The organism is Pseudoalteromonas marina (genome assembly GCF_000238335.3).
In the GTDB taxonomy this organism is placed as follows: Bacteria; Pseudomonadota; Gammaproteobacteria; order Enterobacterales; family Alteromonadaceae; genus Pseudoalteromonas; species Pseudoalteromonas marina.
Map to the genome: position 1 here is coordinate 1 of NZ_AHCB03000007.1, position 15,290 is coordinate 15,290.

General features: G+C 40.3%; 10 protein-coding genes. 5 read left to right on the forward strand and 5 right to left on the reverse strand.

The genetic code is table 11. From position 1 onward, the window contains the following. Positions 1-351: 351 nt before the first annotated feature. Positions 352-1,209 carry a tetratricopeptide repeat protein gene (locus PMAN_RS11200; RefSeq protein ID WP_010557792.1) on the reverse strand — a complete coding sequence of 286 codons (858 nt, stop codon included), beginning with the start codon at positions 1,207-1,209 and terminating at the stop codon, positions 352-354. A gap of 112 nt (positions 1,210-1,321) precedes the next feature. Here PMAN_RS11200 and PMAN_RS11205 point away from each other — a divergent pair, with 112 nt between their 5' ends. After that, positions 1,322-2,635 carry a M20 metallopeptidase family protein gene (locus tag PMAN_RS11205; protein WP_021032465.1) on the forward strand — a complete coding sequence of 438 codons (1,314 nt, stop codon included), beginning with the start codon at positions 1,322-1,324 and terminating at the stop codon, positions 2,633-2,635. A 22-nt stretch (positions 2,636-2,657) separates the two neighbouring features. Here the strand turns inward: PMAN_RS11205 and PMAN_RS11210 are convergent, their stop codons facing one another. The 3 genes from PMAN_RS11210 to pomA form a co-directional block, all read right to left on the reverse strand. Next, positions 2,658-4,598 (reverse strand): DNA topoisomerase III, encoded by a 1,941-nt coding sequence (locus tag PMAN_RS11210; RefSeq protein WP_010557793.1) that lies wholly within the window; start codon positions 4,596-4,598, stop codon positions 2,658-2,660. A gap of 160 nt (positions 4,599-4,758) precedes the next feature. Next, positions 4,759-5,679, reverse strand: coding sequence for a flagellar motor protein MotB (locus tag PMAN_RS11215; protein ID WP_006794258.1), 921 nt, complete (start codon positions 5,677-5,679; stop codon positions 4,759-4,761). Positions 5,680-5,681: 2 nt separating this feature from the next. Next, positions 5,682-6,449, reverse strand: coding sequence for a flagellar motor protein PomA (pomA, locus tag PMAN_RS11220; RefSeq protein WP_008132143.1), 768 nt, complete (start codon positions 6,447-6,449; stop codon positions 5,682-5,684). Between the two features lie 294 nt (positions 6,450-6,743). On the opposite strand from pomA, the gene PMAN_RS11225 reads away from it, so the two are divergent. From PMAN_RS11225 to PMAN_RS11240, 4 genes are all read left to right on the forward strand, one after another. Then, positions 6,744-6,986 (forward strand): exodeoxyribonuclease VII small subunit, encoded by a 243-nt coding sequence (locus tag PMAN_RS11225; RefSeq protein ID WP_006794260.1) that lies wholly within the window; start codon positions 6,744-6,746, stop codon positions 6,984-6,986. A gap of 2 nt (positions 6,987-6,988) precedes the next feature. Then, complete coding sequence (ispA, locus tag PMAN_RS11230; protein ID WP_010557794.1) at positions 6,989-7,876, forward strand: (2E,6E)-farnesyl diphosphate synthase; 888 nt, start codon at positions 6,989-6,991, stop codon at positions 7,874-7,876. Positions 7,877-7,977: 101 nt separating this feature from the next. Then, a complete protein-coding gene (gene dxs, locus PMAN_RS11235) occupies positions 7,978-9,840 on the forward strand; it encodes a 1-deoxy-D-xylulose-5-phosphate synthase (RefSeq protein WP_010557795.1) in 1,863 nt (620 codons plus the stop codon). A 199-nt stretch (positions 9,841-10,039) separates the two neighbouring features. Then, positions 10,040-12,151, forward strand: a complete 2,112-nt coding sequence (locus PMAN_RS11240; protein WP_010557796.1) for an NHL repeat-containing protein — start codon at positions 10,040-10,042, stop codon at positions 12,149-12,151. 41 nt (positions 12,152-12,192) lie between these two features. Here the strand turns inward: PMAN_RS11240 and PMAN_RS11245 are convergent, their stop codons facing one another. Beyond that, on the reverse strand, positions 12,193-15,279 hold the full coding sequence (locus tag PMAN_RS11245) for a ligand-binding sensor domain-containing diguanylate cyclase (RefSeq protein WP_010557797.1): 3,087 nt from the start codon (positions 15,277-15,279) through the stop codon (positions 12,193-12,195). Positions 15,280-15,290: the final 11 nt, after the last annotated feature.

Consider the following 15,290-nt stretch of genomic DNA (forward strand, 5'->3'; position numbering starts at 1 on the left):
GTTTAAATTTTATAAAAATCTAAACTTAAGTTTAAATTTTATAAAAATCTAAACTTAAGTTTTACTCGACTCACTAAGTGGTTTGCTTGCCTCGCTAAGCGTTGCCTGCTCTGCCGTCTCAGTGGGGTCGCATTATAGGGAGCCGCGAATTTAACGCAAGCCTTTTTTAACTAAAAAAGTGATTTAAATTACACCCCAAGCAAGCGCACACCCTAAACACAAGTTACTCACAAAACCCTGTGTATAACTTTACTTTTTAAGCTGATTTTCTCTGCTTTAACATCTAAGAGTCATCAATAAAAAAGCACCTTTAATAAAGGTGCTTTTATTTAGCCGACCTATAATCAGCTTTTAATATAAAATACTGTATAGCTTTCTACGGTATTTAGCTGCGAGCGCATCGCCATCTGGTAGAGAAGCTATTATAGCTAAAAAGCTTGGTTTAGCTTCGTTATAGTTAAGGTCCTTTTGTAGTACTTTGAATAGCACTTCTAAAGCCTCTTCTTTTCTTCCTGCTTCGTTTAATAAAGCACTGAGCTCTTCTTTAAGTTCTAAATCGTTCGGATACTTATCTACTTGCTGTTGCTTTTGTTGTATCTCTGGAGAATCTTTTGCATCTAAAGCAGCTTCGCATTTTGCTTTGATGTTATTGAAGTACGCATCTTGATCTTGCGAATCAATCGTTTCTATCAATGCCTGAGCTTCATCTAATTTGTGAATTTGAATACAAATATCAGCAAGCACTAATTTAATACGTACATTAGTATTATCTATTTCGTATGCTTGCTTTGCATAATTAAACGCTGCATTGAGGTCTGACTTAAGTAGAGCCTGCTTAGCTTGTTCTAATAGCAAATCCTGTTGAGCAGGTAAGTGCTTAGATAGAGCTTCCCGTATTTGTGCCTCAGTTTGAGTACCTGCAAGCAAATCGACAGGGGCAGAGTCTTTTAATAGCACAAGCGTAGGCAGCGTTTGTAAGCCAACCTGTTGTGCTAATTGTGAAGCTAGTGCTTGCTCTGCATCACAATCTAAATTTGCTATTACTATATGGCTTGTATATTCAGCTGCTATTTTATCTAAAATTGCAGCCTGCCCAATACAATCAGGACTTTGAGGTGAGAAAAAGTTAAGTAATACTAATTTTTGTTGTGATGTTTCCCCAAGGACCTGCTGAAGGTTTTGTGCATTAATACTTACTATATTACTCATTGAATTGATTGCCATACTTATCTATTTAGGGTTTTATATGGTGATTAACATAATAAATACAAGTCGTATAACTAAATCACTCGGCATACATTACCAATTAATGAGGCAAATCATGAAACTATCTTATCTTAGCGCTGCATTTTTATTTGCAGCTCCGCTTTTGCAAGCCAAAGGACTTGACCTAGACCTAAACAAAACAATGCCTAGTATTGAAAAGTTTTACCTCGATTTACATCAATCGCCAGAACTTTCATACAGCGAAAAAAAGACAGGTAAAAAAATAGCTAGCAAGCTTAATATGCTTGGATTCGAGGTTACAGATAATGTAGGTGGGTATGGTGTTGTTGGTATTTTTAAAAATGGCAATGGCCCAACAGTTATGATACGCACAGATACGGACGGCTTACCTATTACCGAGCAAACAGGTAAACCCTACGCTTCAACTGTAAAAGTTGTTGACGAGCATGGTGCAAAAGTTGGTGTTATGCATGGCTGTGGCCATGATATTCATATGAGCTCATTTATAGGCACTGCTGAGCAACTCATTACTCATAAAAATAAATGGAAAGGGACATTAATGATGGTTGCACAACCTGCAGAAGAGGTTGGAGGTGGAGCTAAAGCGATGCTAAATGAGGGTTTATTTAGTAAATACGCAAAGCCCGACCATGTTATTGCATTGCATGTTAGTGCCAGTGTACCTGCGGGTAAAGTAACTATGAAAAATGAATATACCATGGCAAGTGTGGATTCTGTTGATATTAATATAAAAGGTAAAGGCGGCCATGGCGCGTACCCTCATACCACTATTGACCCGGTAGTTATTGCTGCGCGCACAGTACTTGCTTTACAAACGATTACAAGTCGCGAACTTTCACCTTTAGAACCATCTGTTATAACAGTCGGTTCTATACATGGCGGCTCTAAACATAATGTTATTTCTGATGAAGTGAAACTGCAACTTACACTGCGTAGTTACAACCCAGATGTACGCAATGCACAAATTGCTGCAATAAAACGCATAACCGCAGGTATTGCGCAAAGCGCAGGGCTAGATGAAAGCGATTACCCTGCTGTTATAGTCCATGAGGATGAATCAATTCCATCTACTTATAATAATCCTTCGCAGACTAATATAGTGCGAAGTGCTATTAAAAATGCGATAGGCGACACAAACGTACTTGAAACCCAAGCCGTAATGGCAGGTGAAGACTTTGGTCTTTATGGCCGTACCGACGAAAATATCCCAATTACATTATTTTGGTTAGGCGGAGTTAACCAACAACAATATGCAAAAGCGATGAAAAATAACGAAACACTTCCTTCATTGCACTCAAGTAAATTTGCACCAGATTACAAAGTAGCTTTACCTACTGGTATAAAAGCCATGAGTAATGCGGCAGTTGCATTATTTAATACAAAATAAATCCCGCTTAAGAGCTCAGCCATTAAACTGTTGTTGAGCTCTTTTTATAACTAGATTTTTTAAATGGTGCTTTTTTACTGCGCTTGGCAAAACGATTTTTAGGCGGTGTTTGGGGCAGTTTTGAAAATACATGGCTATCGCAATTAGCTGCTTGCATTACAAAGCCTTCAAGCTCCACCAGCAGCGGTTGTAAAAATTGTTGGTAGCTCATTGCTTGTTGAGCAATACTGCCTAAACTCGCCTCCCACTTTGCTGTTAAGTCAGGACTTGCTAAACCTTCAGGCAAAACACTAATTAATGCAAGGCCTGTTTCGGTGGCTTTGATTGTTTTGCCTTCACGCTTTAAAAAGCGCCGTTTAAATAACAACTCTATAATGCCTGCACGAGTAGCCTCTGTACCTAAACCATCAGTATCTTTTAATATTTTTTTGATATGTGGATCTTTTACATAACGGCTAATCCCCGTCATAGCACCTAGTAAAGTTGCATCAGTAAAATGAGCGGGAGGTGAAGTAAGCTTTTCTACTACATCACCTTGTGTACATACCAGGTCCATCCCTTTTTCAAGGTAAGGTAAAGTAGCCTCTTCTTTTAATTCTGATTTACCCATTAATACCTTAAACCCCAAACTGACTTCTTGTTTAGCGTTGGCTTTAAATAACCCACCAACAATTGTCACCTCTGCTTTAGTTTCGTTATAAATATAGTCTGGGTAAAACTGGATCAAATAGTGCCTACAAATAAGCCGATACACTTTTGCTTCATCCTTGGCTAAACTAGCTGACTTTAATTGCTTTGCCGTAGGTACTATAGCGTGATGCGCAGCTACTTTTGAGTCATTAAAGCACTTACTGCGCTGCTTAGTATTTGCACCATTTACTAACTCCACTTTTTGACCGTCATTAGTTGCAACTGCTTTTAAAATTGAAGGTGCATCTAAATGATGTTCCTTAGGCAAATATCGATTATCTGAGCGAGGATAAGTAATTAATTTATGGCGTTCATAAAGTGTTTGGCAAATATCAAGCACCTGTTGGGCAGCCATACCAAATGCCTTTGCTGCATCTATTTGCAGTGCTGATAGATTATAAGGTAGAGGTGCACTTTGCTTTTTTTGTTTTTGTTCAAGCGATGTCACCTCTCCTGTTTGATTAGTGATACGCGAAGCCACGTTTTCGGCCAATGCTTTATTTAGCACTCGCCCCTCTTCATCTTGATAAGGTTCGCAAGCTTTACTCGGTACCCACTTTGCTTTAAATACCTGCTTCTCAGGAGTAACTAAACTAGCTAGCACCTCATAAAATGGTTTTGATATAAAATTAGCTATTTCTGTGTCACGATTTACCACTAAGCCCAAAATTGGCGTTTGTACGCGCCCAACTGAGAGTACATTACCAAACCCTGCTTTTTGTCCCGCTAAAGTATAAGCCCGAGTGAGGTTCATACCAAAAAGCCAATCAGCTCGTGAACGTGCAAGTGCTGATACACTTAGTGGAATAAATTCCCGATTAGAGTGCATACTACTAAGCGCTTTTTTAACTGCAGCTAAGTTTAAATCGCTTATAAGTAGACGCTGAATACCTTGCTTTTTAGCTTTGCTTATTTTGGCTTGTTCTATCACCTCATCTACAAGTAACTGCCCTTCACGGTCGGGATCGCCAGCATGAACTAACGTTGATGCCTGTTTGATTAGCTTTTTTAAAATAGTTAATTGCTTACGAGTTTTAGGTTTAGCCTTTAACCGCCATTGCTCAGGTACTATAGGGAGATGTTCTAATTGCCATTTTTTATAGCGTTCATCGTAATCATCAGGTTCAGCTTGTTCTAACAAATGGCCAATACACCACGAAACACAATCACCATTGGCGACTTCAATGTAACCGTCGTATTTTTTATGTGGTTTTGGGAGCGCATCTGCAATTGCACGTCCAAGTGATGGTTTTTCTGCGATGTAGAGTTTCATGCGCTGGCCTACAACTGGTTATATGAACAGTAGTTTAGCATAACTATTTTAAAGAGGGAGAGTTTTTGATTTATTGTCAGGTTCAATAAATAGATAGTGGTTATAATTTGTAAAACTCAAAGCTGGGCTACTAATTAAGCCCAGCTTTATAATTTGAGAATTATCTCACATCAATAGGGTCAGACTCTTTTGCCTTACCTTGTAATATAGATATTTCAACTCGGCGATTCCGGCGTCGGTCTTCATTTGTCTCGTTAGGCACAAGCGGCCGAGTTTCAGCTCGCCCTACAACCATCATTCGTGTTTTATCAAACCCTTGAACTGTTTGCAATTCGCTAGCAACAGCCACTGCACGCTTAGACGACAAATCCCAGTTATTTACGTATAACTCATTTGATACCTGAAAATCATCTGTATGCCCTGATACTGTAATTTCACCTGGTACGTCTTTTAAAAGTTCGCCAATGTCTTGAATAATCGGTTTAAACTTAGGTTGTAAAAAAGCACTGCCCGAAGGAAACGAGCCATTTTCTCTAATACGAATAATAATTTGCTGACCTAATGATTCAAGTTCTATTGCACCATCTATTATTTGCCTTTCTAACTGCTGCGCTATTTTTTTAACCAGCTCATTTGTTTGCTCTTGATCTGCAGCGGATATTGCTTGTTCTGATGACTGCTCTTGTGAGGTACTTCTAGATTCACCGCCACGTTTATCGCCTCGCTGTTCTTGCCTGCCGCCCGCTGAACTTTCATCACCAGCCTGAAACTCTAGCATTTGCTGGGTCATTTCAACGGTTTGCTGTTGAATAGTTTCAATGGGTGTAGGCTCTGGCTTACCTGGAGTAAATTCCATAGCGATAACCGATGTCCCTTTTGGGATATCTTTAACTTCAATTTTATTTTGCACACCAAAAGCAAACTTCATAGAACCTGCAATTTGTTTAAATTTAAGTACATCCATTTCTGAGAATGCCAATAAGAGTACAAAAAAGCACATCAATAGCGACATTAAATCAGCAAATGTACCCATCCAAGCAGGCAAACCGGGGGGTGGGCATTTGCACTCTTCATCAGACATGGTTACTCCTCGGTATCAACTTTACGCTTAGACTCAGCCAAGTAGTTTTTCAAAATACCTTCAATAACTTTGGGGTTTTGACCATCTTGAATTCCTAAAATAGCATCGAGAATCAAACGCTGATTCATCGCTTCTTCGTCTTTACGCAGCTCAAGTTTTACCTGAATAGGAATTGCTACTACATTCGCCAAAAATGCACCATACAGAGTGGTCAATAGTGCCACGGCCATTGCAGGTCCGATAGCTTTGGGGTCGTCCATGTTTGATAACATGGCAACGAGGCCTATCAATGTACCAATCATTCCCATTGCGGGAGCTATGTCGGCAAGTGCTTTAAATAAGCCAGCACCTAGTTCATGACGGGTGGTGGTTAGGGAAATATCTTTTTGAAGTGTAGCGCGCACAACATCTGCGTCATGACCGTCAACAAGCATGTCAACGCCTTTACGCATAAATGGGTTTGGGATTTCAGCTTCTTCGAGTGCTAAAAAGCCACCTTTACGGGCAGAATCCGCAAGCTCTACTGCTTTTTCTATTAACTCTTCTGGCGACTCAATTTTAAACATGAATGCCTTACCAACCACCTTACCTATCCCTAAAAACTGAGACATAGTGAAGTTTGATAAAACAATAAACAGCGAGCCACCAAATACAATTACACTTGAAGGCGCATCGGCAAACATGCCCATTTCACCGCTACTACTCATAAACATAGACATGACAATTAAGCCTATTGCGCCTAGGATCCCTATTATGGTTGCTAAATCCACATTTCCTCCAGAGATTTCATGTTTAAATGCCTTATCATAAACTTTTTATTATTAACTGCTTATCGGCAACATACTGAATTGCTTAAGTCATTTTTGTAAATAAACATAAAAGTTATATTTATTATTTTATATCAAGTTAGGCGCACTGCCTAATTATCGAGTTTTCCTGACTAATAACACTGATTAACACGCGATTAATCGTGCTAAATGTAAAAAACTCATATCATCCTTTGACCTAGTTTAGCATTCCCCCTAAAATTGGCTCCTAAATTTATCATGTAAGCTGAAATAAAGATGGCGACTAAAAAACCTGAAAACTTAAGTTTCGAAAAAGCACTAGAAGAATTATCAACAATTGTTAGTGAAATGGAACAAGGTGATTTATCGCTTGAACAATCATTAAAGCAGTTCGAGCGTGGTATTGCACTCGCTGGTGCGTCATCTGAAAAACTACAGCAAGCAGAACAAAAAGTTTCTATTTTAATGGGCAATAGCGAAAAGTCAGCACTTACAAACTTTAATAATGATATGGAATAGTTGTGAGCATAAAAGACTATATTGAACGTGCTCAAATAGATGTAGCTACTACACTCAATAGCTACTTTGAACAACCGCTCGATAGCGATAAAACAATAAAAGAAGCCACTCATTACAGCTTATTTAATGGTGGAAAAAGGCTGCGCCCTTTTTTGGTGTACGCTGTTGGTGAAATGCTAGGCGCTAAAAAAAGTGACTTAGACGTTTTGGCTGCAGCCATAGAATGCATTCATAGTTATTCATTAGTACATGACGACCTACCAGCTATGGATGATGACGATTTACGCCGCGGCTACCCCACTTGCCATATTGTGTATGGCGAAGCGCAAGCCATTTTAGCGGGTGATGCATTACAAACTCTCGCCTTTGAACTTATAGCCACACATAACTTTAATTGCTCAGCGCAATCACAAGTAAAAATGATTGCTGCACTTGCACATGCATCAGGTATTGAAGGGATGGTGGCAGGACAAGGTTTAGACATTGCCGCAACTGACAAAGCTGTTTCTGTACAAGAGCTTGAGCGCATCCATAAGTTAAAAACCGGTGCACTAATTAACTGTGCTATAACACTAGGTGCACTGTGCAGTGAAAAAGCAGATGAACAAACTTTAGAAAACTTGAGCGTTTTTGGGTATGCTATAGGGCTGGCATTTCAAGTACACGACGATATTTTAGACGTGGAAGGTGACACCTTTATACTAGGTAAACCACAAGGCTCAGATATAGAAGCGAATAAAGCGACATACCCGGCGTTATTAGGTATGCTAGGCGCTAAAGAAAAGGCGCAAAATTTAATAACACAAGCCCACGAAGCGTTAGCACTTATTGATGCAGATACTACGCTTCTTGCGTCGCTGGCAAATTACCTTATTGAACGTGACCACTAGTCACAGTTTAAGCGTATTGCAAATAGCACTGACATTATTACTTAACATTCGTTGTTCACTCCCATTTGAAAGCGAATGTGATCGAAGGATATAAAAAAGCCATGACACTTGATAGTAGCAAGTATCCATTACTTAACTTGGTTGACAAACCAGCTCAATTACGAGACTTAGCGCAAGATAAACTTCCCGAGTTTAGCAATGAGCTACGTGAGTATTTACTTAACTCTGTATCGCAAAGTAGCGGTCATTTAGCGTCTGGTTTAGGCACAGTTGAGCTTACAGTTGCACTTCATTATGTATATAACACACCAGAAGATCGTGTAGTGTGGGATGTTGGGCATCAAGCCTACCCGCATAAAATCTTAACGGGTCGCCGCGACCAAATGCATACTATTCGCCAAAAGGATGGTCTGCACCCATTCCCATTTAGAGATGAAAGCGACTACGACACATTCAGTGTTGGCCATTCTAGCACCTCAATTTCTGCAGCTTTGGGCATGTCAATTGCAGCGCAAAAAGAAGGTGCAGGGCGTAAAACGGTTGCAGTTATTGGTGATGGCGCTATTACTGCGGGTATGGCATTTGAGGCGATGAATCATTTAGGCGATGTAAAATCAGACATGCTTATTATTCTAAATGATAACGAAATGTCGATTTCAGAAAACGTTGGCGCATTAACCAACCACTTTGCGCGTATTCTATCTGGTAGTTTTTACACCAACATTCGCGAAGGAAGTAAAAAGTTACTGTCTGGCGTACCGCCTGTTAAAGAGCTTGCCAGTAGAGTGGAAGAGCACCTTAAAGGCATGGTTATCCCTGGTACGTTTTTTGAAGAACTTGGCTTAAATTATATTGGCCCAATTGATGGGCACGATGTAAACATGCTGGTTGATACATTACGTAATATGCGTAATTTAAAAGGCCCACAACTTCTTCATATAAAAACGCAAAAAGGTAAGGGTTACAAGCCAGCTGAAGCCGACCCTATTGGTTACCACGGCGTCCCTAAGTTTGATCCAAACACATCTAGCTTGCCTAAATCAAAACCAGGCGCCCCTACTTTTTCAAAAGTATTTGGCGACTGGCTATGCGACATGGCGCAGCAAGATGATAAGTTAATGGCTATCACTCCTGCCATGCGTGAAGGCTCGGGCATGGTGCGCTTTTCAAAAGAACATGCTGATAAGTATTTTGACGTCGCAATTGCTGAACAACATGCTGTAACTCTAGCCGCAGGTTTTGCATGTGAAGGCTTAAAGCCTGTTGTTGCTATCTATTCAAGCTTTTTACAGCGCGCATACGATCAGCTCATTCACGATGTTGCATTACAAAACCTCCCTGTATTATTTGCCATTGACCGAGCAGGTATTGTTGGTGCCGATGGCGAAACACATCAAGGCGCATACGATCTCAGCTTTATGCGTTGTATTCCTAATATGGTTATTATGGCACCTAGCGATACTAATGAATGCCGCCAAATGTTGTACACAGGTTACAAAGCTAATTGCCCGGTTGCTGTTCGTTACCCTCGCGGAAGCGCTGGTACGGCAGATATTCAGAGCGATATGCAACTTTTCGAAATTGGTAAAGCAAATACAATAAAAGAAGGTTCAAAGATTGCCATTTTGTCATTTGGTACATTGCTTGAAAACGCACAACTTGCTGCAAATGAACTTAATGCAACGCTTGTTAACATGCGCTTTATAAAGCCACTTGATACTTCACTGTTAAACGACATTATTAAAAATCATGATGTAATTGTTACACTTGAAGATAATGCCATTGCCGGTGGTGCAGGCTCTGCGGTTAACGAATACTTAGCCAGCCAGCAGGCCAATGTTAAAATACTTAACTTAGGTATTCCTGATGAGTTTATTAAGCACGGCACGCAAGACGAAATGCACGATGAAATGGGCTTAGGCGAGCAAGGTATTTTAAGTTCAATAAGGTCATTTACTGCTTAGTTAATTATTTTAACTGTTTATAAAAAGGAGCCTGTTGGCTCCTTTTTCGTTTTTATCATTATTTTTTGCATCCAATTTAACTTTTAAGCCGTTATTGCTGTGAGGTTAACATGTAAATAATCAGTGCTGCTTAGTCTGTGCTTTATAAGCAAGCCCTTTATTTACCTAAATTTAATGGAATATTTAGAAGGTAAAAATGATGAATAACGCTAATTTAACAACTCATACAGCACAAAAAAACACATTGAAACATACGCTTAGTTTTTCAGCGTTAACACTTGCAGTATTAATCGGCATTACAGGTTGTAGCTCAGACGATGGTAAAAACGGCGTAGATGGTATTGCAGGCACCGACGGACAAAATGGTACTGATGGAACAAATGGCAACCCAGGCTTTGCATCAGCCACATTTATTTTGGCAAACAATGGAGAAACCAACACGGGTACCATTGATTTAATTGACCAAAGTGCTTCTAAATTAAAAACTTTTAACACAACAGCTAACGAAGGCGTTGCTTTTGATAGCTTAGGTAATTTATTACAAGCAAGCGACAGCGAAAGTGGCAGTATTAAAACTATCTGTCAGCTTGCTAACCGTGCTGATGGCAGCAGCTATGCTGCAAATACTGATCGTGAAATAACAGGTGCTAACACTACGCTCGTAAACCCTAAAGGAATTGCCGTAGCAAAAAAAAGTGGCCTTATTTTTATTGCTGATTTTGGCGCGATGCAAATAACTACTTTTGGCGCTACAGCAGCGGGTAACGCAGCCCCTTTAGGCACAACCATCACAGAAGCTGCACCGTGGGATGTTGATTATGATGAAACAAATGACCGTCTTTATGTAGCACTTACAAATGGTGATGTAGCCGTTTACGATAATTTTGTTGGTGGTGAATTTGCCGCTATGCCAAGTCGTACAATCACCCCTAGCAATAATGATGGTTTGCAAATATCTGTAAATATTCATGGTATTGTTTATGACTCAAATACTAATAAACTTATTTTATCTGATGTAGGCAGTGCATCAGATGCAACCGATGGTTCGTTATTTGTAATCAATAACGCATCAACCGCAGACGGCTTAGTAAGCGTTGCACGCAGTATTGCCGGCCCAGCAACAATGCTTGGTAACCCGGTTGATATTAGCCTTGAAGGGAGTGACTTGCGTGTAGCCGAAAAATCAAATGATGCTGTTCTTGTATTCAGCAATATTTTTTCAGGTGAAAGCGGCGATATTACTCCTGACTTAGTCACTTCAACTATTAAACCTGAGTCAATTACTAAAGTGGGTATGCAAAATGTAATGGCTGACATTTCAGATAGTGATGCCGCTAATATGGCGCTACTTGGGGTTGCTGTTAGCAGTAATCCGGGTACTACAGGTGAAACAACGGGGCAAATTAGTCGATTAAGCTCTCAACTTAGCACAGAAATTGGCAACTATAATGCGGGTCAAACTATCGAGAGTGTAACTTTTGATAAAGCAGGTAATAGCTATACAACGTTCGATAACAGTACAACTTCTACTGGCGGTATTGCTATTTCAAATAAGGTGGCAATAAACAGAGATGGACAAACGTATAATACAAACCAAGACAGTATTATTACTGGAGCAAATACAGGCCTTATTTCCCCTAAAGGTCTTGATGTAGCTTCTGATAGCGGTATGATTTTGGTTGCAGAAAATAATGCAGATACACCAAGTATCTCAATATTTTCAACGTGTACCACAGGAGATGCAAGCCCATTAATGACCCTTACTTTTGCTAACGGTGCGCGTCCTTGGGATGTTGATTACGATGCAAACACTGACCGTGCATTTGTCGCACTCACAAATGGCACCGTTGCTGTATTCGACGAAGTCAAAAGCAAGCTTATGGCCGGAAATGCAAATATTGCTGTTGAAGACAGACTTATAACACCTGCAAATGCTGGAACCGCAGTAGAAGCGCCAACTAATATACATGGCATAGACTACGATTCGCTAAGTGGCTCGTTAATTCTCTCTGATGTCGGTAGCGCCGCTGTTGCTGATGATGGAAAAATATATGTATTAAATAACGTGGCAATGGCATCGGGGTTGGTAAATATCAGCACCACAATTAGCGGTCCAAATACCCTACTGGGTAATCCTGTCGATATTATGTATACCGGAACAGATTTATACGTAGCTGAAAAATCAAATAATGTAGTTATGCGTTTTAACAATATTTTAAGTATTGCCGGCGGTGATATTAGCGCCGATGCAAGCACTGCATTTACGGCACCTGAGTCAGTCGCAATATTACCAGCTTGGCTTAATCAATAGCGTTAACCTCACCATACCTGACCAATCACTTTGGTCAGGTATTATCGCATCCACACTTTTATATCGGCCAAACCATTTCTCTGTAGCATACCCAGTTGCTGCTCTACATTAGAGTTTTGTTCAAACTCAAATGCATCTAGCTGCTCGTCGAAAGTAATATGCGCTACACCGTCTCCACCGCGTTTTTTAACTTGATGAAGCGAAATATCAGCTAAATTAATAGAGGTTTCCCAACTAATTACTTGCCCACCAAGTAACGGTAATGGGTAGAAAGACCAACCAATTGAGGCTGTTATATTTGTCATATTTCCGTTAGGTAATTGGAAAGAGTACTCTGCAATCGCTTTACAAAGCTCTGAAGAGTAACTGTCTATTTTATTGCACTTAAAATCACGTAAAAGTAATAAAAACTCATCGCCACTCCAGCGCGCTACATAGTCAGAGCCCTGCGTACGCGAGTTTAATAGCGCAGCCATTTGCTGCAAACAGCTGTCACCAGCAATTGGACCAAAGGCATCATTTATACGGCTAAAGTTATCTAAATTAATAATAACCAGTACAAGTGATTTCCCTTGGGCCTGTAATGACTGTGAATTACGTTGAAAATGCTCAATATCTTTTGGTAATTGATCAAACAAGAAACGACGGCTACGCAAGCCTGTAAGCTCATCGGAGTGGCTTACAAGTTTAAGTTGTGAGTTAACTTGCCCAAGCTTATCATTCGCTTGTCGAAGCTCTAACGTACGCTCTGTAATTAAACCTTCAAGCACTTCTTGTTTTCTGCGTTCTTGCGCTTTAAGCACCCAAAATACTAAGTAAAGAAGTAAAATAAAGCCACTGGTGATCAGTAACCTAAAGTAAATTGTTTCATCAAACCGCTCTGGCACAATAAACCCATATTCTACGTATTGCGCCTTTGACCAATCTTCACCTTGGCGTTTTGCCTCTAACTGAAATAAAAATGCCCCAGCTGGTAAGTTGGTATAAATAGCCTCGCGGCGCGTGTTTGCATAACGCCAATCATTGTCCAAACCACTTAACTGATACCTAAACTCAATACTGTTTGGCGCATAATAGTCTATCGCCGTATAGGTTAGTGTTATGTCTCGCTCGTCAGTTTCTAAAGTCGGCTTTTTACCTAGCGCAGCTGTTGTTAAATTACGCTCAGGAGTTGTAATTGTTTCAATAGTTGGTTTTAACGACAGCACCCCAAATAGCTCTACATTTTTAGGTATCTCAACAACACCTTGTAGGCTCGGATACCACATTGAGCTTCCCATATTGACAACTGCATCATGGCCTAAACCACTACAACACTGGTTAGCTTTGCCATCAAGCTGGCGATCGAATGACGAAATCACCTCTTCTACTTTTAAACTTTCTATGTTTGTTTTGAACTGCTCCGCTGGCATTCTGTAAACACCTTTCATGGTGCTAACCCACACGTTATTTAATTTTTCGTCGTACTCTAAGCTAAATATAGAGCCATACGGTAACCCATTTGCGGCATCAAGCTGTCGCCATTGGCCCTGCGTGCTTCGGTAAAATAATCCATCATTAAGCGAGCCTATTAAAATACCCACGCCATCAATATGCAAAACACTTGTAATATAAGCACTTTCAAGTGAAGTTTGATCCCCGACCTTTTCGATACCGCGATCAGTAAAGTAATACGCACCTTTACTGGTACCTATGACACCAAAGTTTCCTTTGTCTAGTACATAAGTTATAAATTTGCTGCCTAAAAAGGCGTTATAAGCAAAGGGAGTTAAACCTGCAAAGTTGAGCCTGTAGAGCCCACGGCCTGTGCCAATCCAAAACCCGCCTTTACTAGAGCGACTTATAGCAAAAACGGGATTATCACGCAGTGCACGCCCAGGCACACTAAAGAGTTTATCGTCTTCGTATACGAACAACCCTCGCCCAGTGGCGATGTATACGCGCTCTCCATCAAACTGTAAATCGTGTACTGAGGCACGTCCATACTGACTACTTGGAATTAAGTTAATATAACTTTTATTCAAGTCAAAATAACCAACACCACTTTTATTAGCGACCCATAATTTACCATCTGGAGCTTGGCTCAGCGCCATAACCGCTTCAGTCATTTGTGAAACAGCAGCGTGCCTTTCTACTCGCCCTTCGTGAGCAAGCCACAACCCTTCACTGAAGCTTGCTAACCAAATATTATTTTTATCATCTCTAAAAATATCAGCAAACCAAATACTTTGATCTAGCTGGCTCGGTTCAACCCATTGCCATTGGCTGGATTTATCTCTGAATAACAAGCGCCCATAAGTGGAAATCCATAAACCACCATCGCTATCACTCATAAATTTATACACAGCAGAGTTATTCGCGTTGGGTAATGGAAAGGGCCTTAACTCGTCGTCTAAATCTAAAAAGTAAGCGCCTAGCTCTGAAGCTAAATATAAATTCCCATTTAAAAATGCAAGATCATGAACGATCGTTTGAGCTAAACGCTCGGGTAACGATATTTTAGCAGTAAGCTCTAAACGTAGTTTGGCAAAATCGGAGGAGTTTTTAGTTAAGCGTAACAAGTGACGATCGTTTACAAGCCAAATACCTTCTGGCGAAAGCGCCATTTGGCTCACTGAACCCACTATTTGAGTTATAACGGTTGCATTAGCCGTTGGTAAAATGGCTTTAGATTGACCGCGTAAGTTAACTTGACCACGACCAACGTAATATAACCCGTTTGCGGCTATCCAAGTGCCCCCTTTGGAGTCTTCAAGAATATCCCTTACAGGGCCTTTAATGTTAAATGCCTGCGCTGCAAAGGTCGCTGGATTAATAACCACTAAACCACTTCTAGTACCAACCCAAAGTAATCCATTCGAATCGATTAAAAGCTTATTAATGCCATTGCTTGGTAAAAAAGCGCTATTTTGGGTATTGTAGTTTGTAAACGTAGTGCCATCAAAGCGGCTCAAACCAAACTGTGTGCCTAGCCAAATGTAGCCTTGCTGATCTTGCACTACGCTTTTTAATGATTGTGACGGTAACCCGTCTTTAATATTCCATTGTTTAACAACATAGTCAGTAATTGAAGCCCCACTTGGCATTGCGCACAACATCAGTACACACACCAGTAAAAATCGCATCATACGCTGCCACC